At 59.9% G+C, this 18,401-nt stretch carries 17 protein-coding genes; 6 read left to right on the plus strand and 11 right to left on the minus strand.

Annotation, left to right across the window (positions count from 1 at the left end; genetic code table 11):
• Positions 1-79: 79 nt before the first annotated feature.
• From aspS to QZR30_RS21655, 4 genes are all read right to left on the minus strand, one after another.
• Positions 80-1,855 carry an aspartate--tRNA ligase gene (aspS, locus tag QZR30_RS21640; RefSeq protein ID WP_005790914.1) on the minus strand — a complete coding sequence of 592 codons (1,776 nt, stop codon included), beginning with the start codon at positions 1,853-1,855 and terminating at the stop codon, positions 80-82.
• 108 nt (positions 1,856-1,963) lie between these two features.
• The gene (locus tag QZR30_RS21645; protein WP_003193872.1) at positions 1,964-2,185 is read right to left on the minus strand and encodes an FmdB family zinc ribbon protein; all 222 of its coding nucleotides are present in this window, start codon (positions 2,183-2,185) and stop codon (positions 1,964-1,966) included.
• A 170-nt stretch (positions 2,186-2,355) separates the two neighbouring features.
• Positions 2,356-2,709 (minus strand): ribbon-helix-helix domain-containing protein, encoded by a 354-nt coding sequence (locus QZR30_RS21650; RefSeq protein WP_046069318.1) that lies wholly within the window; start codon positions 2,707-2,709, stop codon positions 2,356-2,358.
• 181 nt (positions 2,710-2,890) lie between these two features.
• On the minus strand, positions 2,891-3,364 hold the full coding sequence (locus QZR30_RS21655) for a Dps family protein (RefSeq protein ID WP_003193874.1): 474 nt from the start codon (positions 3,362-3,364) through the stop codon (positions 2,891-2,893).
• Between the two features lie 427 nt (positions 3,365-3,791).
• Between QZR30_RS21655 and QZR30_RS21660 the strand changes: the two genes are divergently transcribed.
• Positions 3,792-4,394, plus strand: coding sequence for a cold-shock protein (locus QZR30_RS21660; RefSeq protein ID WP_046069319.1), 603 nt, complete (start codon positions 3,792-3,794; stop codon positions 4,392-4,394).
• Between the two features lie 71 nt (positions 4,395-4,465).
• On the opposite strand, the gene QZR30_RS21665 is transcribed toward QZR30_RS21660, so the two are convergent.
• Entirely contained in the window at positions 4,466-4,672 is a 207-nt protein-coding gene (locus QZR30_RS21665; protein ID WP_017847119.1) for a SlyX family protein, read from the minus strand.
• 3 nt (positions 4,673-4,675) lie between these two features.
• A complete protein-coding gene (locus tag QZR30_RS21670) occupies positions 4,676-5,101 on the minus strand; it encodes an HIT domain-containing protein (RefSeq protein WP_046069320.1) in 426 nt (141 codons plus the stop codon).
• 744 nt (positions 5,102-5,845) lie between these two features.
• Here QZR30_RS21670 and QZR30_RS21675 point away from each other — a divergent pair.
• The gene (locus QZR30_RS21675) at positions 5,846-7,126 is read left to right on the plus strand and encodes an OprD family porin (RefSeq protein ID WP_046069321.1); all 1,281 of its coding nucleotides are present in this window, start codon (positions 5,846-5,848) and stop codon (positions 7,124-7,126) included.
• Positions 7,127-7,308: 182 nt separating this feature from the next.
• On the opposite strand, the gene QZR30_RS21680 is transcribed toward QZR30_RS21675, so the two are convergent.
• Together QZR30_RS21680 and QZR30_RS21685 are read right to left on the minus strand one after the other, a co-directional pair.
• Entirely contained in the window at positions 7,309-8,151 is an 843-nt protein-coding gene (locus tag QZR30_RS21680) for a mechanosensitive ion channel family protein (RefSeq protein WP_046069322.1), read from the minus strand.
• 137 nt (positions 8,152-8,288) lie between these two features.
• The gene (locus QZR30_RS21685; RefSeq protein ID WP_003193880.1) at positions 8,289-8,774 is read right to left on the minus strand and encodes a YajQ family cyclic di-GMP-binding protein; all 486 of its coding nucleotides are present in this window, start codon (positions 8,772-8,774) and stop codon (positions 8,289-8,291) included.
• 123 nt (positions 8,775-8,897) lie between these two features.
• On the opposite strand from QZR30_RS21685, the gene QZR30_RS21690 reads away from it, so the two are divergent.
• The 3 genes from QZR30_RS21690 to QZR30_RS21700 are packed head-to-tail and all read left to right on the plus strand — an operon-like array spanning position 8,898 to position 12,479.
• Positions 8,898-9,815 carry a putative 2-dehydropantoate 2-reductase gene (locus tag QZR30_RS21690; RefSeq protein WP_059397479.1) on the plus strand — a complete coding sequence of 306 codons (918 nt, stop codon included), beginning with the start codon at positions 8,898-8,900 and terminating at the stop codon, positions 9,813-9,815.
• 46 nt (positions 9,816-9,861) lie between these two features.
• Positions 9,862-11,898 carry a sensor histidine kinase gene (locus QZR30_RS21695; RefSeq protein ID WP_046069324.1) on the plus strand — a complete coding sequence of 679 codons (2,037 nt, stop codon included), beginning with the start codon at positions 9,862-9,864 and terminating at the stop codon, positions 11,896-11,898.
• Positions 11,899-11,900: 2 nt separating this feature from the next.
• Positions 11,901-12,479, plus strand: a complete 579-nt coding sequence (locus QZR30_RS21700; protein WP_046069325.1) for a cob(I)yrinic acid a,c-diamide adenosyltransferase — start codon at positions 11,901-11,903, stop codon at positions 12,477-12,479.
• Positions 12,480-12,596: 117 nt separating this feature from the next.
• Here QZR30_RS21700 and QZR30_RS21705 read toward each other — a convergent pair whose 3' ends face one another.
• From QZR30_RS21705 to secA, 3 genes are all read right to left on the minus strand, one after another.
• Complete coding sequence (locus tag QZR30_RS21705) at positions 12,597-13,541, minus strand: Nudix family hydrolase (RefSeq protein WP_059397480.1); 945 nt, start codon at positions 13,539-13,541, stop codon at positions 12,597-12,599.
• A gap of 19 nt (positions 13,542-13,560) precedes the next feature.
• Entirely contained in the window at positions 13,561-14,778 is a 1,218-nt protein-coding gene (gene argJ, locus QZR30_RS21710) for a bifunctional glutamate N-acetyltransferase/amino-acid acetyltransferase ArgJ (RefSeq protein WP_056847615.1), read from the minus strand.
• 124 nt (positions 14,779-14,902) lie between these two features.
• A complete protein-coding gene (secA, locus tag QZR30_RS21715) occupies positions 14,903-17,638 on the minus strand; it encodes a preprotein translocase subunit SecA (RefSeq protein WP_311904111.1) in 2,736 nt (911 codons plus the stop codon).
• A 305-nt stretch (positions 17,639-17,943) separates the two neighbouring features.
• Here secA and QZR30_RS21720 point away from each other — a divergent pair, with 305 nt between their 5' ends.
• Complete coding sequence (locus QZR30_RS21720) at positions 17,944-18,399, plus strand: DUF721 domain-containing protein (protein ID WP_311904112.1); 456 nt, start codon at positions 17,944-17,946, stop codon at positions 18,397-18,399.
• The last annotated feature ends 2 nt before the right edge of the window (positions 18,400-18,401 follow it).

Below are 18,401 nucleotides of genomic sequence, written 5' to 3' on the forward strand. Positions count from 1 at the left end.
TCTTTCTAAACGCAAAGGCGCATCCGAAGATGCGCCTTTTTGACTGCGTACAACCTTATCGCGCTTTCACGCCGCAGCCTTACTCAGCCTTCGGCGTCTCGCGCAGGCGAATGTGCAGCTCGCGCAGTGCCTTGGCATCCACCACACCCGGAGCCTGGGTCATGACGTCCGCAGCGCTCTGGGTTTTCGGGAATGCAATCACTTCACGGATCGACTGGGCGCCGGTCATCAGCATGACCAGACGGTCCAGGCCGAAGGCCAAGCCACCGTGGGGCGGTGCACCGTACTTCAGGGCGTCGAGCAGGAAGCCGAACTTCTCTTCCTGTTCCGCTTCGTTGATGCCCAGCAGGCGGAACACCGCTTGTTGCATCTCTTTGCGGTGGATACGGATCGAACCGCCACCCAGCTCGGTACCGTTCAACACCATGTCGTAGGCACGGGACAGCGCGCCTGCCGGGTTGGCTTCCAGCTCCTGCGGGGAGCACTTAGGCGCGGTGAACGGGTGGTGCAAGGCGCTGAAGCTGCCGTCGTCGTTCTCTTCGAACATCGGGAAGTCGACGACCCACATCGGTGCCCATTCGCAGGTCAGCAGGTTCAGGTCGTGACCGAGCTTGATACGCAGGGCGCCCAGGGCTTCGCTGACGATCTTGGCCTTGTCGGCACCGAAGAACACGATGTCGCCATCGACCGCACCGACGCGATCAAGGATCGTGTTCAGGTTGGCTTCAGGGATGTTTTTCACGATCGGCGACTGCAGGCCGTCAACGCCGTTGGCGCGCTCGTTGACCTTGATGTACGCCAGGCCCTTGGCACCGTAGATGCCGACGAACTTGGTGTAGTCGTCGATCTGCTTGCGCGGCATGCTCGCGCCGCCAGGCACGCGCAGGGCGGCAATGCGGCATTTGGGGTCGTTGGCCGGGCCGCTGAACACCTTGAAGTCGACGTCCTTGAGCTGGTCGGCCACGTCCACCAGTTCCAGCGGGTTACGCAGGTCTGGCTTGTCGGAACCGTAGCGGCGCATGGCCTCTTCGAAGGTCATGTGCGGGAATTCGCCGAACTCCAGGTCCAGCACTTCCTTGAACAGGTTGCGGATCATCTGCTCGGTCAGGCCCATGATCTCTTTTTCATCGAGGAAACTGGTCTCGATGTCGATCTGGGTGAATTCAGGCTGGCGGTCGGCACGCAGGTCTTCGTCACGGAAGCACTTGGCGATCTGGTAGTAACGGTCGAAGCCGGCCACCATCAGCAGCTGCTTGAACAACTGCGGCGATTGCGGCAAGGCAAAGAAGCTGCCCGCGTGGGTACGGCTAGGCACCAGGTAGTCACGTGCGCCTTCCGGGGTAGCCCGGGTGAGGATCGGCGTCTCGACATCGAGGAAGCCGTTCTCATCCAGGAAACGGCGAATGCTGGTGGTCATGCGCGAACGCAGGCGCAGCTTCTCGGCCATTTCCGGACGACGCAGGTCCAGGAAGCGGTAGCGCAGGCGGGTTTCTTCGCCCACGTCGGAGTATTCGTTGAGCGGGAACGGCGGGGTTTCCGACTCGTTCAGCACTTCCAGCTCATAGCCCAGCACCTCGATGCCGCCGGAAGCCATGTTCTTGTTCACGGCACCGGCCGGACGCAGGCGTACCTTGCCGGTGATCTTCACCACGTATTCGCTGCGCACACGGTCGGCGGCGGCGAAGCTCTCGGCGCGGTCCGGGTCAAACACCACCTGGGCCAGACCATCACGATCACGGATATCGAGGAAGATTACCCCGCCGTGGTCGCGGCGACGGTGAACCCATCCGCAAAGGGTGATTTCCTGACCTTCCAGGGTCTCGTTCAGTTGGCCGCAATAGTGGCTGCGCATCATGGTCGTGGTTTCACTTCTCGTAATTCGAATTTCGGTGGCAGGCTTGCCTCGTCACCGTACATTAAAGCAGGGGACGGATAATGCAGGAGCCTGCGCGTAGAGTTCAACTCAGTCTGCTTTGTCGCCGCCCGCCAGGTTCTTCTTGGCGCCGGTCTTGAAATCGGTCTCGTACCAGCCGCTGCCGCTCAGGCGGAAGCCCGGCATGGACAACATCTTCTTCAACTCAGGTGCCTGGCAGGCAGGGCAATCGACCAGCGGCGCTGCGCTGATCTTCTGAATGGCTTCCAACTGGTGACCACAGGAAGCGCATTGATAGTCGTACATGGGCATGGGGATGTCTCGGCGATCAGAACGTTACAGCGCCACGCCCTGCCCTGTGCATAAAGCCCGGCATGCGCAGCAAAGCGCGGGATTATATCTGGTAAATCGAGGCAGCGCAGCCGGCTTTCTGCCCCTGGCCCGGCCCGCGAGGTTGAAGGGCCGGCCCCGAAGCCAGCGGGCTATTGCGCAAGCGTGTCCGCAGACGCGGCGGCGGCGCGGCCCTTGAGTACATGAACCACGCATACCACCCTCACCAACCCACTGAAGTTCTTCACTCCTCCGTAGCGCAAATGCACTTCCCGATCGACATAGGACAACAAGGCACTGACTGAGCAGGTATTGATCCTGGCGATCTCCGTCAGGATGTTCCAATAGATCTGCTCAAGCCGCAGGCAGGTAGAGAACCCGTTGAGCCTGACCGACCGTGACAATGGCTTGGCCATCCCCATATCGAACCCCTTATCGAAGGGGTCGATCTTTATCTTGTGAAAACCACCGGTTTCCATCACTCCCTTACCTATTCCACATGACATACACCTGACACTCCATTGCCAAACAGCAGCCAATGGGCTTCTCCCATTGGGCGATGGGCCTATAAAACCGCAGGACGCGCGGAGCAGCCAGAAGACGGAGAGTTGTTAGTCGTAGGACAACGCCAGGAAGCGCAGGGAAACAAGCAGGCAGCGCCCAGAAGGCGCCGCCAGGGTTCGACAGTTACTGGTTTTCGAGCAGGGAACGCAGCATCCACGCGGTTTTTTCGTGGACCTGCATACGCTGGGTCAACAGGTCCGCCGTCGGCTCATCACTGACCTTGTCGAGCAATGGGAAAATGCCACGGGCGGTACGCGTGACCGCTTCCTGGCCTGCCACCAGTTGCTTGATCATCTCTTCGGCGCTCGGCACACCCTCTTCTTCCTTGATCGAAGACAAGCGGGCGTAGATCGAATAGGCGCCAGGTGCCGGGAAACCCAGGGCCCGGATGCGCTCGGCGATGGAGTCCACTGCCAGCGCCAGTTCGTTGTACTGCTCCTCGAACATCAGGTGCAGCGTACGAAACATGGGGCCCGTGACGTTCCAGTGGAAGTTGTGGGTCTTCAGATAAAGAACATAGGTATCGGACAGCAGCCGCGAGAGTCCGTCGACGATGGATTTACGGTCTTCTTCACTGATACCAATATCGATTGCCATGTTTTTCCCCTTCAATTGACGAGCATTCATTGATCAGGTGCAGGACCACTCTAGCAAGAGAGCGGGCCTCGTGCAGCCCCACACACCCGGGCAGCGTGCGGCAAATCGCCCCTGCACCGCCTGCAGACGTGAATTGGCAAGCCTTTCTCCCCGTAGGAAGCGTCTCTGTAGGCCACCAAAAAAACCTGCACCTGTCTAGGACAAGGGTTTGCCGCAGAAATGCCGTACCCGGCGCAACACGCCGAAATGCTTGATTTGAGTAGGCACGGCCTTTGCTGTTAAATAGACGCCGTGTGGCTGCCGTTTATTTCTGCGGCACGCCACATAGGCTGATACCCGCGTACGTGCTCAACGCCTCCCATTGTTCAGAAGCGAACCGTGCCAGTCAGCTCTTCCTTGTGATCCGTCTTAACGTGAGTTAATCAAAATGTTGAAAATCGTCCACCTGCTAACGGGCGTTGCGGCTTTGCTGCTGTCCTTTATCCCGAGCCTGCAGCCTGAAAGCCTGCCCTACCTGCAACAACACGACGCTCTGTACCTGGCCTTGTTCGGCCTTCTTAACCTGACGCTCGCACCGGTAATCCCTTACTGGAACAAAGGCACGCGTCATCAACTGCAAAACCTGGTCAGTGCGCTGCTGGTGCTGACTGTTGTCGTACAAACCCTCACCCTCCTGGCGCCCATGCCTGAAGTCGGTGGCCATCCGGCTATCCTGCTCAGCCTGGTGATTGCTGTGGTTGCCATCGTTCTTCACCTGGCCATCAGCTTCTACCGTTCGTCCCCAGCGGCCGCGTCGCAAAGCTACGACATGACCAACCGGGATACCGGGACCGTCAAGTGGTTCAACACCTCCAAAGGCTTCGGCTTCATTTCCCGCGATTCGGGCGACGACATCTTCGTCCACTTCCGGGCTATCCGTGGCGAAGGCCACCGCGTCCTGGTCGAAGGCCAGCGCGTGGAGTTCTCGGTGATGAACCGTGACAAGGGTCTGCAAGCCGAAGATGTCATCGCTGCCCTGCCGCGTCGCTGATCCCAGCCTTCGCAGCAAAAAAAACCGCGATCCAGCGTTGCCTGGATCGCGGTTTTTTATTGCCTGCCGTTTCAATAGTGCGGCGGCGGCGCTTCTTCTTCGGACGACTCGAACTGCCCGCCCATTTCTTCCTGACGCTTGAGCAATGCCGTCATCTGCAATTGCAGGCGCTCGACCGCCCGCTGCTGGGTGACCAGGATGTCATTGAGGGTCTCGATGGTGTCGTCCTGGAAGGCCAGGCGGCTTTCCAGGTCGGTGACGCGATCTTGCAGGTCCATGGTTCAGTCCTGGGTAAAGATGAAGTCGGCGGGCAATAGCTCACGCAAACGGGCGCGCATCGCCGACACTTGCTCGTGGTTATAAGGTTGAGCGGGATGTTTGCCCCACACCGGAGCCGGCCAGGCGGCGTCATCGCGTTTGCGCACGATCACGTGCACATGCAACTGGCTGACCACGTTGCCCAGCGCGCCGATGTTCATCTTATCGGCGGCCAGCCCTTCATTAAGCAGCTGCGCCAGGGCCGTCGTCTCTTGCCACAAGGTTTGTTGATCTGCGACATCCAGTTGAAACACTTCGCTGATACCGTCGATGCGCGGTACCAAGATGAACCAGGGGTAGTTCGAGTCATTGGACAGCAGCAGGCGACACAGCGGGAAGTCCCCAATGGCCAAGGTATCTTGTTGCAGGCGTTGATCTAGGGCGAACACGTGGGCACTCCGTTCGGCAGGTCAGTTTCAGGCGCCCAGCATACCTTCGAATGCCTACGCGTTCACGGCGAATGGGCACAAGCCTTGAGGCAATCGGATAAAAACTACGCACCCTTTCGAGGCAGGCGCACGGTCGAACACGCTACCTCGGGCCTCGGCGGCACGCACCAAAATGACTCGCTTGTGCATCAAAGGGATCCGCCAAGTACCCACTGATGGGGTGGACCGGTAACGTTTTACCCAGGCGAACGCTTTTGTGAATGAACGCACAGGTGTAACAGCCCGTCGCCAAGCTCGAACCAAAGGGTCTAAAGGCCCCGTGTTTATGCGGTTTTTACACTCCCTTCACGCTTTTCACGAAAAAATGACATTCGGCTACCAGTTTGAGCACGCTTGTTGCATTCACCCTCATATCGTCGGCAACGGCACCCGTTTGGAAGCAGGTGTTTCGCGATAAAAACCAGCGGCGGTTCAATGCGCATCAAGGAAGCCTTCAAAGTTAGAAAGATGTAGGAAAAGAGCATTGAAGTTGTCAGCCCGGTTACATTCGGGCTGTGAATTTGCGACATGGATCTAGCGATTTACGACAGCCTCGTAAAGAAGCTGAAAGGAAAGATGGGTAAGTATCGTCATTAGAGTCTGCGTGATATAACTTTGCGCCGACACAAATAAAGAAAGAGCCGCCCAGATAAAAATACAGGTGGGACGGCAGTACTCTTCCTAAAACCAAAGGAGCAAATCACGATGCGCGTGATGAAGTGGAGCATGATCGCCCTGGCTGTTTCAGCAGGCACCTCGCAGTTCGCAATGGCGTCCGCCCAGGACGATTCCAAGGGCTTTGTTGAAGACAGTACGTTCACTATCAATACTCGCGCCCTGTACTTCAGCCGCGACTTCCGTAACAACCCTTCGGGCCCGGGTTCGAAGAGCCGTGCAGAAGAGACCGGCCTTGGCTTCAATGCCCTGTACGAGTCGGGCTTCACCCAAGGCACCATTGGTGTCGGTGTTGACGTGATCGGCCTGATGGGCCTCAAGCTCGACAGCGGCAAGGGTCGCGCTGGCACCGGCCTATTCCCTACAGGCTCCGACGGTCGTTCGCAGGACGATTACTCCAAGGGCGGCGGCGCGGTTAAGTTCCGCATCTCCAACACCGTGTTGAAAGTCGGTGACCAGTACACTACCGCGCCAGTGTTCGCCTCCGACGACAGCCGTCTGTTGCCGGAACTGCCACAGGGTATCTCGATCACCAGTAACGAGATCAAGGGCCTCAAGCTTGAGGGCGGCCACTTTACTTCCAGCGTCGCGCAGGCACAGACCTACCATGACAGCCTGGGCCTGACGAAAACCGACTTTGTCGGCGGCGTCTACGCGTTCACTCCGGAATTCACCGGTAGCCTGTACTACGCGAAAACCGAAGATTACTTCCGCAAGTACTACAGCAACCTGAACTGGACCCACGCACTGAGCGATGATCAGTCCTTCGCGCTGGACTTCAACATCTACGACACCAAAAGCGAGGGCGCAGGCCTGCAACGCGCAGAGAAGGATGGCGTGACCAAGCTCGACAACCGCGCGTTCAGCTTGCAGGGCGCGTACACCATCGGCGCTCACACCTTCACCCTGGCAGCCCAGAAGGTTACCGGTGACGGCGACTACGGTTACGGCGTAGACGGCGGCGGCACGGTGTTCCTCGCCAACTCCATCGCCCGTTCCGACTTCAACGCCGAAGGCGAGAAGTCCTACCAGGCGCGTTACGACATCAACATGGCGACCTTCGGCATTCCTGGCCTGAGCTTCATGACTCGCTACGTCACCGGTAGCGGCGCCAACACTGGCACAACCAGCAACGGCAAAGAGTGGGAACGCGACATCGAAGCCAAGTACGTGATTCAGAGCGGCCCGGCTAAAGACCTCAGCCTGCGTCTGCGTCAAGCGACTTACCGCTCCGGTGATGGCGTTTACTACGGTTCGCCTTCTATCGACGAACTGCGCCTGATCGCAAACTACCCGCTGAACATCTTGTAATCGTCTCTTTAATTACAACGATGGCTTAAGGCTTCGGCCTTAAACAAAAAAGCCGCTCCCTGTTTAAACAAGGAGCGGCTTTTTTATTGCAGTTTTGTTTCAACCAAAAAAACAACTAGCAAGCTAAGTAACTAGTTTACCGAAGCTGACCTATCGGCCAAGTTCGGCAGCTTCACGCCAAATTATTTCGCCGCACTTTCCTGCATCACACGAATAACACGCTGCGGAAACGGAATATCAATCCCCGCTGCTTTCAAACGATCACGCGCCAGTTCATTAAACATGAACATCACGTCCCAATAATCCGGGGTACTGGTCCAGCAGCGCAGGGAAACCGTAATGGAGCTGTCGCCCAAGGTCGAAACAACCGCCACCGGTGCAGGGTCGGCCAGCACCCGTGGGTCCTTGGCCAGTTCCAGCAGCACTTCGCGAGCTTTTTGCAGGTCAGCCTCGTAATCCACACCGACATCAAACACCACCTTGCGGGTTGGCTGGCGGTTGGTGTTGGTGATGATGCCGTTGGAGAGGATGCCGTTGGGCAGGATCACCGTCTTGTTGTCGCCGGTACGCAGCACGGTGTGGAAAATCTGGATGCTGTCGACAGTGCCGGAGGTGCCTTGGGCTTCAATCCAGTCGCCAATGCGGAACGGGCGGAACAGCAGGATCAGCACGCCACCGGCGAAGTTGGCCAGGCTGCCTTGCAGTGCCAGGCCGATGGCCAGGGTCGCGGCGCCGATAGCGGCGACGAACGAGGTGGTTTCCACACCGATCATCGAGGCCACGCTGACCACCAGCATGACTTTGAGCACGATGTTTGCCAGGCTGGTAATGAAGTGCTGCAGCGCCAGGTCAGCGTTGCGCACCGCCAGCAAGCGGCCCACGCGATGGGTCAGTTTGTTGATCAGCCACCAGCCGATGGCCAGGGTCAGCACGGCCAGCAATACACGGCTGCCGTACTCCATGATCATCGGGATCCAGGACTGGGAGGCCTTGATCAAATGATCCACTTCTGCGTTTAAATCCATGTAGCTTCTCCTGTCTTCGCGGATATGCGGCTTGATTGACTGCCTGAAAACGCAATTGAGCCCCGTAGGGCTCAATTGTAGGCGCTGAGTCTGGGGCGTGGGACGTCAAAAAACCTCACAGGTTCCCCAAAGTGCCATCAGTCGCGGAAGTTATTGAACTGCAGCGGCATGTCGAAGGTCTTGGCGCGCAGGGCCGCGATGGCCTCTTGCAGGTCGTCGCGCTTCTTGCCGGTGACACGCACCTGCTCGCCCTGAATGGCGGCCTGGACTTTCAGCTTGGCATCCTTGATATGCGCGACGATCTTCTTCGCCAGCTCCTTGTCGATGCCTTCCTTGAGCACGGCTTCCTGCTTCATCAGCTTGCCGGAGGCGTAGGCGTCCTTGACTTCAAGGCACTGCACGTCGATCTTGCGCTTGACCAGGGCCAGCTTGAGGATCTCGATCATCGCTTCCAGCTGGAAATCGGCTTCAGCGGTCAGGTTGACGGTCAGTTCCTTTTCCTTGAATTCGAAGCTGCCCTTGCCTTTCAAGTCATAGCGACGGTCCAGTTCCTTGACGGCGTTCTCGACGGCGTTGGTGACTTCGTGTTTGTCCAGTTCAGATACCACGTCGAACGAAGGCATGTGATTTCTCCAATATAAGGGGCGGGCTCAGTAAAGATGGAGCGCGCCCGAGCTAAAATGCCGAGGCATTATAGCGGTTCTTTCGCCCCGTTCACTGTGAGCGACCCTACGGAGCACAAACTGATGTCGACCCCCTGGCATATTCTCGGCGCTGGCAGCCTGGGCACCCTATGGGCCACGCGGCTGGCGCGTGCCGGCGTACCGGTCAGGCTGATCCTGCGTAATGAGGCGCGCCTGGCCAGCTATCGCGCCGGCCAGGGCCTGACCCTGGTTGAGCACGGTGTGGAACACACCTATGCGGTGATTGGCGAAACAGCCGAAAGCCCGGAGCCGATTCATCGCCTGCTGGTGGCATGCAAAGCCTATGACGCCCAACGCGCTATCGCCCAGTTGCAACCTCGACTGGCGCCGGATGCCGAACTGATCCTGCTGCAGAACGGTCTCGGCAGCCAGGACGCCGTGGCTGCACAAGTGCCGTCGGCCCGCTGCATCTACGCGTCCAGCACCGAAGGCGCATTTCGCGATGGCGATTGGCGGGTAGTGTTTGCCGGCCATGGCTACACCTGGCTGGGCGACGCAAACCATCCCACCCCGCCGCTATGGTTGGATGACCTGCAAGCTGCGGGCATCCCTCACCAATGGGCCACCGATATCCTCACGCGGCTGTGGCGCAAGCTGGCGCTCAATTGCGCCATCAACCCGTTGACCGTGCTTTACCAATGCCGCAACGGCGGCTTGCAAGACCATCAGTGTGAGGTCGCCACGCTCTGCGCCGAACTGGCCGAACTGCTGGAGTGCTGCGGCCAGCCTGCGGCCGCACAGGACCTGCACAGCGAAGTGGAGCGTGTGATCCAGGCCACCGCCGCCAATTACTCGTCCATGTACCAGGATGTCGCCAACGCCCGGCGTACCGAGATCAGCTACCTGCTGGGCTACGCTTGCCAGGCCGCGGCCCGCCACCAGTTGGTATTGCCGCATTTGCAACAGCTGCAAGCGCGGCTGGTCGAACATTTGCTGGCACGCGGATTGGCCAGCGACTGAGGCACGCGCTACCCTGCCTACCTGTCTATCACCTGGGAAAACCCTGATGCCACTGCGCCAGCGTCTTGAAAATCTACCGGTAGGGCAGAAACTGCTGGTGGCCCTGCTGGTGCTATTGACCACGGTGTTGCTGGTGGCCAATCTCACATTTATCAGCGCCGCCTACTGGATCTCCCAGGAAAGCATGGCGCCCCAGGCATTGCAGGCCATTGGCCGACTGGTGTCCAACCCATCGCTCGCCGCCGACGCGCTCGAATCCCCGGCCAAGGCCGAGGCGCTGCTCAATGAACTGACCAGCTACTCACCCCTGCGCGCCGCCGCACTCTACGACGGTGAAGGCAACCGTCTGGCGCAGATGCAGCACGGCGACCGCCTGCACCTGCCGGACAATTACCGGCATATCGAGGCCTGGCGCCTGACCGAGTTTCGCAGCAACCAGGTCATCACCCTGCCCCGCGGCACCCAGCCTTCCGGGCATTTACTGCTGGTGGCCAGCAGTGAGCTGCCGGTGGCCTTCTATACCGGCACGCTGACCGCGAGCCTGGGCATCCTGATTTTCAGCGTGCTGTTGTGGCTGGTCATCGCCCGGCAAATCAAACGTCTGATCACGCGGCCCATCCATGAACTGGAAGAACTGTCGCGGCAGGTCACCCGTGAAGAGAACTACGCCCTGCGCGCCGGGCGTGGCAACCATGACGAGATCGGCAGTCTGGCCGAAGCCTTCAACACCATGTTGTCGCGTATCGAAGCCCGCGAGCAGCAGCTCAAGCGTGCGCGTGACGATTCCCAGGCCGCTTACGACCAGGCCCAGGGGCTGGCCGAAGAAACCCGGCATACCAACCGCAAGCTGGAACTGGAAGTCCAGGTGCGCAGCAAGATCGAGAAAAAACTCACGGGCTTCCAGAACTACCTCAACAGCATTATCGACTCAATGCCCTCTGCGCTGATCGCCCTGGATGAACAGCTCTATGTCACCCAGTGGAACCAGGAAGCCACCGCCCTTTCCGGCACGCGCCTGGACGAAGCACTGAACCAGCCGATCTTCCTTGCCTTCCAGCCGCTCAAGCCGTACCTGCCGCAAATCAAGGCTACCGTGGAGCAACATACGGTGGAGCGGATCGAGCGGGTCACCTGGATCAAGGACGATGAACCCAAGCATTACGCCCTGACGTTTTACCCATTGATGGGTGGTGCCGGGCGTGGCGTGGTGATCCGAATCGACGACATCACCCAACGCCTGTCCCTGGAAGAAATGATGGTGCAGTCGGAAAAAATGCTCTCGGTGGGCGGCCTGGCCGCCGGCATGGCCCACGAAATCAACAACCCACTGGGCGCGATCCTGCATAACGTGCAGAACATCCGTCGCCGCCTGTCTCCGGAGCTGCCCAAGAACCTGGAGTACGCCGAGCAGGTGGGCATCGAGCTGGACACGGTCAATCGTTACCTGCAAGGCCGCGAAGTGCCGCAGTTGCTCGACGGTATTCAGCAGGCCGGGGCGCGGGCGGCGAAAATCGTCACCCATATGCTCAGTTTCAGCCGCCGCAGTAATCGCCAGATGGCACCCTGCGACTTGCCGGCCTTGATCGACCAGGCCGTGGAAATCGCCGGCAACGATTTCGACCTGACCATCGGCTTCGACTTCAAGGGCCAGGCGATCATCCGTCAGTTCGACCCGCAATTGGGCCCTGTGCCCGGCACCGCCAACGAGCTGGAACAAGTGCTGCTCAACCTGCTGAAGAACGCCGCCCAAGCCATTCACCTGCGCGAAGACGACAGCGAGCCGGGGCGTATTATCCTGCGCACCCGCCTCAACCCGCCGTGGGCAGAAATACAGGTGGAAGACAACGGCATCGGCATGAGCGAAAACGTGCGCAAGCGCACCTTCGAACCGTTCTTCACCACCAAGGAAATTGGCCAGGGCACCGGGCTTGGGTTGTCGGTGTCGTATTTCATCATCACCAACAACCACAAGGGCCAGATGGAAGTGCATTCCACCCCAGGCCAAGGCACCTGCTTTACCTTGCGCCTGCCCCTGGCCGGCAGCCAATTGTCCCCCACAGAACTCACCCAACTGGAGCACTGACCATGGGCTTTCGCCTGTCGAAAATCTACACCCGTACCGGCGACAAGGGCGAAACCGGCCTTGGTGACGGCCGCCGCGTGCCCAAGGACCACCCGCGCGTGGAAGCGATCGGCGAGGTGGATACTCTGAACAGCCAGTTGGGCCTGTTGCTGGCCAACCTGGAAGAACAAAGCGGCAAGCACCCGGCGTTAAATGATGTGATTGAAGTGCTCACGCCGTGCCAGCACCGTCTGTTCGATCTGGGCGGCGAGCTGGCGATGCCGGTGTACAAGGCACTGAACGCAGCGGAGGTGGATCGGCTGGAAGCGGCGATTGATCGCTGGAACGAAGAAGTGGGGCCGCTGGAGAACTTCATCCTGCCCGGTGGTTCGGCGCTGATCGCCCAAGCCCATGTGTGCCGTAGCCTGGCGCGCAGCGCTGAGCGGCGGTGTCAGCACCTGAATGCGCTGGAGCCGCTGGAGGGGGTCGGGTTGGCGTATATCAATCGGTTGTCTGACTTGCTGTTTGTGGCGGCCAGGGTGATTGCCCGGCGCCAAGGTGTTGCCGAAGTGTTATGGCAGGCCGCTGCCAAGCCACACTGAGATTTATCGGGTGAGTGGCAAGGCCCTATCGGGGGCAAGCCCCCTCCCACATTTTAAATTGTGAATACATTCAAGTGTGGGAGGGGCTTGCCCCCGATTAGGCCCGTGAGGGCACCATCAAACCTCAGGCCAGAACGCCCGAATCCCAGCCACCCCTTGCGCCCCGGCTTCCCACGCCTGCTGCCGCTGCGCAGGCCCAACCCCGCCCAGCAGGAATACCGGTTTACTGAACCCGGCAATCAACTGCGCCGCCTGCTCCCAACCCAACGGCTGCGCATCCGGATGGGTCTGGGTCGGCTGCACCGGCGAGAGGGTGACAAAGTCCACGTCCATCATCTCTGCCAGCGCCAGCTCTTCAGCATTGTGGCAAGAAGCCGCCAACCAACGGTCTTTCGGCAGCGGGCGGCCCTTGCTCGCGTATTTGCGCAATTGCGCCGAGGTCATGTGCCAGCCAGCAGCAGGGAAATCCCCCAGCCACTCGAACGGCCCCTTGAGCATCAATTGCGCCTTGCCGGCACACAGGCCAACCGCATCCACCGCCAGATCACGGTATTTAGGGTCGTAGCCGTTGGGCGCACGCAGTTGAACCAGCTTGATACCCCCTGCAATGGCCTTCTGGATGCCGCGCAACAGCGTTGGGGTTTCCAGCTCGCCTGGGGTGATCAGGTACTCGGCGGGCAAGCGCGCAGCGGCAACAATCGGCGCATTTGCCGCCGGGAACTCATAGTTGACCAGGTCCCGTGGCGTCACCCATTCCAACGGCTGCCCTTCGGCCCCATGGGGCTCGCCGGTAAAGGCCGAGACTTCCCAGACGTCCAGCAACACCTGCTTGTCCGGGTAATCATGCCGCACCTTGATCAACGGCCGCGCCGTAGTGACCTGAATACCCAGCTCTTCCTGCAGTTCTCGTGACAAGGCCGTGGCGACCGACTCATCGGCCTCCACCTTGCCGCCGGGAAACTCCCAGAGCCCGCCCTGATGCTGGGTATCGGCACGGCGCGCCAGCAGGATCCTGCCATCGACACCGCGGATCACCGCTGCTGCTACATGCACTCGTTTCACCGCCAGTTTCCTCTTGGTATCAGGTACGGTATTCCGCATTGATCTTCACGTACTCGTGGGACAGGTCGGTGGTCCAGATGGTTTCGCTGCACGCGCCGCGCCCCAATTCGATGCGGATGGTGATTTCTTCCTGCTGCATCACCGCCGAGCCCTGGGCTTCGGTGTAGGTTTCGGCGCGAGCACCCCGGCTGGCGATGCACACGTCGCCGAGGAACACGTCGATCTTGCTCACGTCCAGGTCCGGCACGCCGGCACGACCGACAGCCGCCAGGATACGGCCCCAGTTCGGATCCGAGGCAAACAGCGCGGTCTTGATCAGCGGCGAGTGCGCCACGGTGTAGCCCACGTCCAGGCATTCCTGATGGTTGCCGCCGCCGTTGACTTCAACCGTCACGAACTTGGTCGCGCCCTCGCCGTCACGCACAATGGCCTGGGCCACGTCCATGCACACTTCAAACACCGCCTGCTTCAATGCCGCGAACAGCGGGCCGCTGGCTTGCGTGATGGGCGGCAGGTCGGCCTGGCCGGTAGCAATCAGCATGCAGCAGTCGTTGGTCGAGGTGTCGCCATCGATGGTGATGCGGTTGAACGACTTGTTGGCCGCGTCCAAGATCAGGCTCTGCAGCACGTCGCGGGATACTTTGGCATCGGTGGCGATATAGCCGAGCATGGTGGCCATGTTCGGGCGGATCATGCCCGCGCCCTTGCTGATGCCGGTCACGGTGACCGTCACGCCGTCGTGCACAAACTGACGGCTTGCGCCTTTTGGCAAGGTGTCGGTGGTCATGATGCCAGTGGCCGCAGCCGCCCAGTTATCCACAGACAGGTCATCCAGCGCGGCTTGCAGGGCGCCTTCGATTTTTTCCACGGGCAGTGGTTCACCGATCACGCCGGTTGAGTAAGGCAGCACTTGGCTGGCGTCCACGCCGGTCAATTGGGCCAGCTTGGCGCAGGTGCGCGCCGCGGCCACCAGGCCAGGCTCGCCGGTGCCGGCGTTGGCATTGCCGGTGTTGGTCAGCAGGTAACGGATCGTGCCGGCCACGCGCTGCTTGGCCAGGATCACCGGCGCGGCGCAGAAGGCATTGAGGGTGAACACACCGGCGACGGTCGAGCCTTCGGCACAGCGCATCACTACCACATCCTTGCGCCCCGGGCGCTTGATGCCCGCCGAGGCGATACCGAGCTCAAAACCGGCAACCGGGTGCAATGTGGGCAAAGGACCAAGACCAACAGCCATGAATGCGCTCCTCAAAAATAGGTGATGTCTGTGCCGTCGCGATCGACGGTGGGAATTAATGGCAAAACGCCGCGACGGCTAGTGCCGGTCGCGGCGCGGGGTGTTGCAGCGTCAGGGGAAAATCTTAGTTGATTTCGCCGTGGCAGTGTTTGAACTTCTTGCCCGAACCGCACCAGCACAGCTCGTTGCGGCCCAGTTTCTGATCGTTGCGCACCGGAGTTTGCGCCAAGGCCACATCGACCTCTTCGCCCAATGCCTCAGGCGCTTCCAGGCCCGGTGCTTCGTCATGCTGGAACTGCATGCGCGCAGCCAGTGCCTCGGCTTCCTGGCGCAGGCGTGCCTCTTCCTCGACTGGGTCTTCGCGACGCACCTGAACGTGGGACAGCACACGGATCGAATCGCGCTTGATCGAATCCAGCAGCTCGGAGAACAAGGTGAACGACTCGCGCTTGTACTCCTGCTTCGGGTTCTTCTGGGCATAGCCACGCAGGTGGATGCCGTGACGCAGGTGGTCCATGGTCGACAGGTGGTCTTTCCACAGGTCGTCCAGCACGCGCAGTACGATTTGCTTCTCGAAGGTGCGCAGTGCTTCGGCACTCGCCTGCTCTTCTTTTTCGTTGTACGCGGCCAGCAGTTCGGCCATCAGTTTTTCGCGCAGGGTTTCTTCGTACAGGTGATCGTCTTCGTCCAGCCACTGCTGGACCGGCAGATCAACACCGAAGTCGCTCTTCAACGCCGCTTCCAAACCGGCGACGTCCCACTGCTCAGGCAGGGACTGTGGCGGGATGTGGGCGCTGACGGTGGCGTTGAGCACGTCCTGACGGAAATCGGCGATGGTCTCGCCAATATTGTCGGCGGCCAGCAACGTGTTACGCATGTGATAGATCACTTTACGCTGTTCGTTGTTGACGTCATCGAACTCGAGCAATTGCTTACGAATGTCGAAGTTACGGCCTTCGACCTTGCGCTGGGCCTTCTCGATGGCGTTGGTCACCATGCGGTGCTCGATCGCTTCACCGGACTGCATGCCCAGGGCCTTCATGAAATTCTTCACGCGGTCCGAGGCGAAGATGCGCATCAGGCTGTCTTCCAGCGACAGGTAGAAACGGCTGGAACCGGCGTCACCCTGGCGACCGGCACGGCCACGCAGCTGGTTGTCGATACGACGCGATTCGTGGCGCTCGGACGCGATTACCTGCAAGCCACCGGATTCGAGCACGGCCTGGTGGCGTTTCTGCCAATCAGCCTTGATCTGGGCGATCTGCTCGAGGGTCGGGTTATCGAGGGAGGCCACTTCCACTTCCCAGTTACCGCCCAACAGGATGTCGGTACCACGACCGGCCATGTTGGTGGCGATGGTCAGCGCGCCTGGGCGACCGGCCTGGGCGATGATCTCGGCTTCTTTCTCGTGGAACTTGGCGTTGAGGACCTTGTGCTCGATACCTTCCTTGTTGAGCAGGTTGGACACGTGCTCGGACGTCTCGATGGTGGCGGTACCCACCAGGATCGGACGGCCCTTGGCCATGCCATCCTTGATGTCGTTGATGATCGCCGCGTATTTCTCTTCGGCGGTCAGGAACACGAGGTCGTTGTAGTCTTTACGGGCCAGCGGCTTGTTCGGCGGGATGACCACCACCGACAGACCGTAGATCTGATGGAATTCGAACGCTTCGGTGTCGGCCGTACCGGTCATGCCGGACAGTTTGTTGTACAGACGGAAGTAGTTCTGGAAAGTAGTGGACGCCAACGTCTGGCTTTCAGCCTGGATGTTGAGGTGTTCCTTGGCTTCGATGGCCTGGTGCAGGCCTTCGGACAGGCGACGGCCCGGCATGGTACGGCCGGTGTGTTCGTCGACCAGTACGACCTGGCCGTCCTGGACGATGTATTCGACGTTGCGATGGAACAGCTTGTGGGCGCGCAGGCCGGCATACACGTGGGTCAACAGGCCCAGGTTGTGCGCCGAGTACAGGCTTTCACCTTCTGCCAGCTCGCCGATCTGGGTCAGCATCTCTTCGACGAACTGGTGACCGGCTTCGTTGAGTTCGACCTGGCGGGTCTTCTCGTCGATGGTGAAGTGACCTTCTTTGGTCACCACGCCTTCGACTTCCTCGATGTGCTGCTCCAGGCGCGGGATCAACTTGTTGATCTCGGTGTACAGGCGCGAGCTGTCTTCGGCCTGGCCGGAGATGATCAGCGGGGTACGGGCTTCGTCGATGAGGATGGAGTCGACTTCGTCGATCACGGCAAAGTTGAGTTCGCGCTGGAATTTTTCTTCCATGCTGAACGCCATGTTGTCGCGCAGGTAGTCGAAACCGAATTCGTTGTTGGTGCCGTAGGTGATGTCGGCGGCATAGGCGGCGCGCTTTTCTTCCGGCGGCTGGAACGGCGTTACCACGCCGACGGTCAGGCCGAGGAACTCATACAGCGGGCGCATCCAGTTGGCGTCCCGGCGGGCCAGGTAGTCGTTCACCGTCACAACGTGCACGCCCTTGCCGGACAGTGCGTTGAGGTAGACACCCAGGGTGGCTACCAGGGTCTTGCCTTCACCGGTACGCATTTCGGCAATCATGCCTTCATGCAAGGTCATGCCGCCAATCAACTGCACGTCGAAGTGGCGCATGCCCATCACACGCTTACCGGCTTCACGGGCGACCGCGAAGGCTTCGGGGAGCAGCTTGTCGAGGGTTTCACCTTTGGCTATGCGGGCCTTGAACTCTTCGGTCTTGGCGCGCAATTGCTCGTCCGACAGGGCAACCATCTGCTCTTCGAAGGCATTGACCAGCTGCACCGTCTTGAGCATGCGTTTGACTTCGCGCTCATTCTTGCTTCCAAAAAGTTTCTTTAACAAAGGCGCAAACATATCGGCAGGTTCTTCCACACATAGGGATGGAGGGCGCACCGTCAGTGGCCCGAGCAGCCCTCACGGCCGCATGCGAACGCGCATTCTACCCGGAATCGTGGGTGAGGAAAGTGGCGTTGTTCCCCGATGCTGGCATGGGCCTGTGAGAGGGCTTGTTTAAAATAAGGGCTTTTGCTGGAACTTCAACCCATGAAGTGAAGAAGTTACCTATTGATTTCATGGAAAAAGCCCTGCAGAAGCATGGCTCCGGGCCGTACCGGCGCTTTCTGTTAAGATGAGCGCTCTGTTACTTAAGGTGTCCAGACATGGCATTTCGCCCTCCTACAGCCCGCGCTCCCGGCGTGTTGCTCCGCGAAGCCAAGCCGTTGAAAGCCATCTTCGGCCAGGCGCAACGCTTGGGTCATTTGCAACGCCTGCTTGAAAGTCAATTGCAACCAGCCGCCCGTGAACACTGCCACGTGGCGTCCTGGCGAGAAGGCAACCTGCTGTTAATTGTGACCGACGGCCATTGGGCGACCCGTTTGCGCTACCAGCAAAAACGCTTGCAGCGGCAATTGATGGTATTCGATGAATTCGCCGGTTTGACGCGCATACAATTTAAGGTACAGCCGCCCTCCGTGCCGCAGCGCACGGTGGGACACACGCTGGACCTGTCGGTAAATGCGGCCGAAACCCTGCAGGCAACGGCCGAAGGGATCAGCGACCCGGGCCTGCGTGCAGCCCTGGAACGGCTGGCCGCCCACGCCCGGCCCAAGCCCTGAAA

Origin of the sequence: Pseudomonas sp. rhizo25 (genome assembly GCF_031931935.1) — a bacterium.
Classification (GTDB): Bacteria; Pseudomonadota; Gammaproteobacteria; order Pseudomonadales; family Pseudomonadaceae; genus Aquipseudomonas; species Aquipseudomonas synxantha.

Excerpts from the sequence above, each read along its gene's own strand:
- aspS (WP_005790914.1), bottom strand. The coding sequence starts at position 1,855 with ATGATGCGCAGCCACTATTGCGGCCAACTGAACGAGACCCTGGAAGGT.
- QZR30_RS21645 (WP_003193872.1), bottom strand. The coding sequence starts at position 2,185 with ATGCCCATGTACGACTATCAATGCGCTTCCTGTGGTCACCAGTTGGAA.
- QZR30_RS21650 (WP_046069318.1), bottom strand. The coding sequence starts at position 2,709 with ATGTCATGTGGAATAGGTAAGGGAGTGATGGAAACCGGTGGTTTTCAC.
- QZR30_RS21655 (WP_003193874.1), bottom strand. The coding sequence starts at position 3,364 with ATGGCAATCGATATTGGTATCAGTGAAGAAGACCGTAAATCCATCGTC.
- QZR30_RS21660 (WP_046069319.1), top strand. The coding sequence starts at position 3,792 with ATGTTGAAAATCGTCCACCTGCTAACGGGCGTTGCGGCTTTGCTGCTG.
- QZR30_RS21665 (WP_017847119.1), bottom strand. The coding sequence starts at position 4,672 with ATGGACCTGCAAGATCGCGTCACCGACCTGGAAAGCCGCCTGGCCTTC.
- QZR30_RS21675 (WP_046069321.1), top strand. The coding sequence starts at position 5,846 with ATGCGCGTGATGAAGTGGAGCATGATCGCCCTGGCTGTTTCAGCAGGC.
- QZR30_RS21680 (WP_046069322.1), bottom strand. The coding sequence starts at position 8,151 with ATGGATTTAAACGCAGAAGTGGATCATTTGATCAAGGCCTCCCAGTCC.
- QZR30_RS21685 (WP_003193880.1), bottom strand. The coding sequence starts at position 8,774 with ATGCCTTCGTTCGACGTGGTATCTGAACTGGACAAACACGAAGTCACC.
- QZR30_RS21690 (WP_059397479.1), top strand. The coding sequence starts at position 8,898 with ATGTCGACCCCCTGGCATATTCTCGGCGCTGGCAGCCTGGGCACCCTA.
- QZR30_RS21695 (WP_046069324.1), top strand. The coding sequence starts at position 9,862 with ATGCCACTGCGCCAGCGTCTTGAAAATCTACCGGTAGGGCAGAAACTG.
- QZR30_RS21700 (WP_046069325.1), top strand. The coding sequence starts at position 11,901 with ATGGGCTTTCGCCTGTCGAAAATCTACACCCGTACCGGCGACAAGGGC.
- argJ (WP_056847615.1), bottom strand. The coding sequence starts at position 14,778 with ATGGCTGTTGGTCTTGGTCCTTTGCCCACATTGCACCCGGTTGCCGGT.
- secA (WP_311904111.1), bottom strand. The coding sequence starts at position 17,638 with ATGTTTGCGCCTTTGTTAAAGAAACTTTTTGGAAGCAAGAATGAGCGC.
- QZR30_RS21720 (WP_311904112.1), top strand. The coding sequence starts at position 17,944 with ATGGCATTTCGCCCTCCTACAGCCCGCGCTCCCGGCGTGTTGCTCCGC.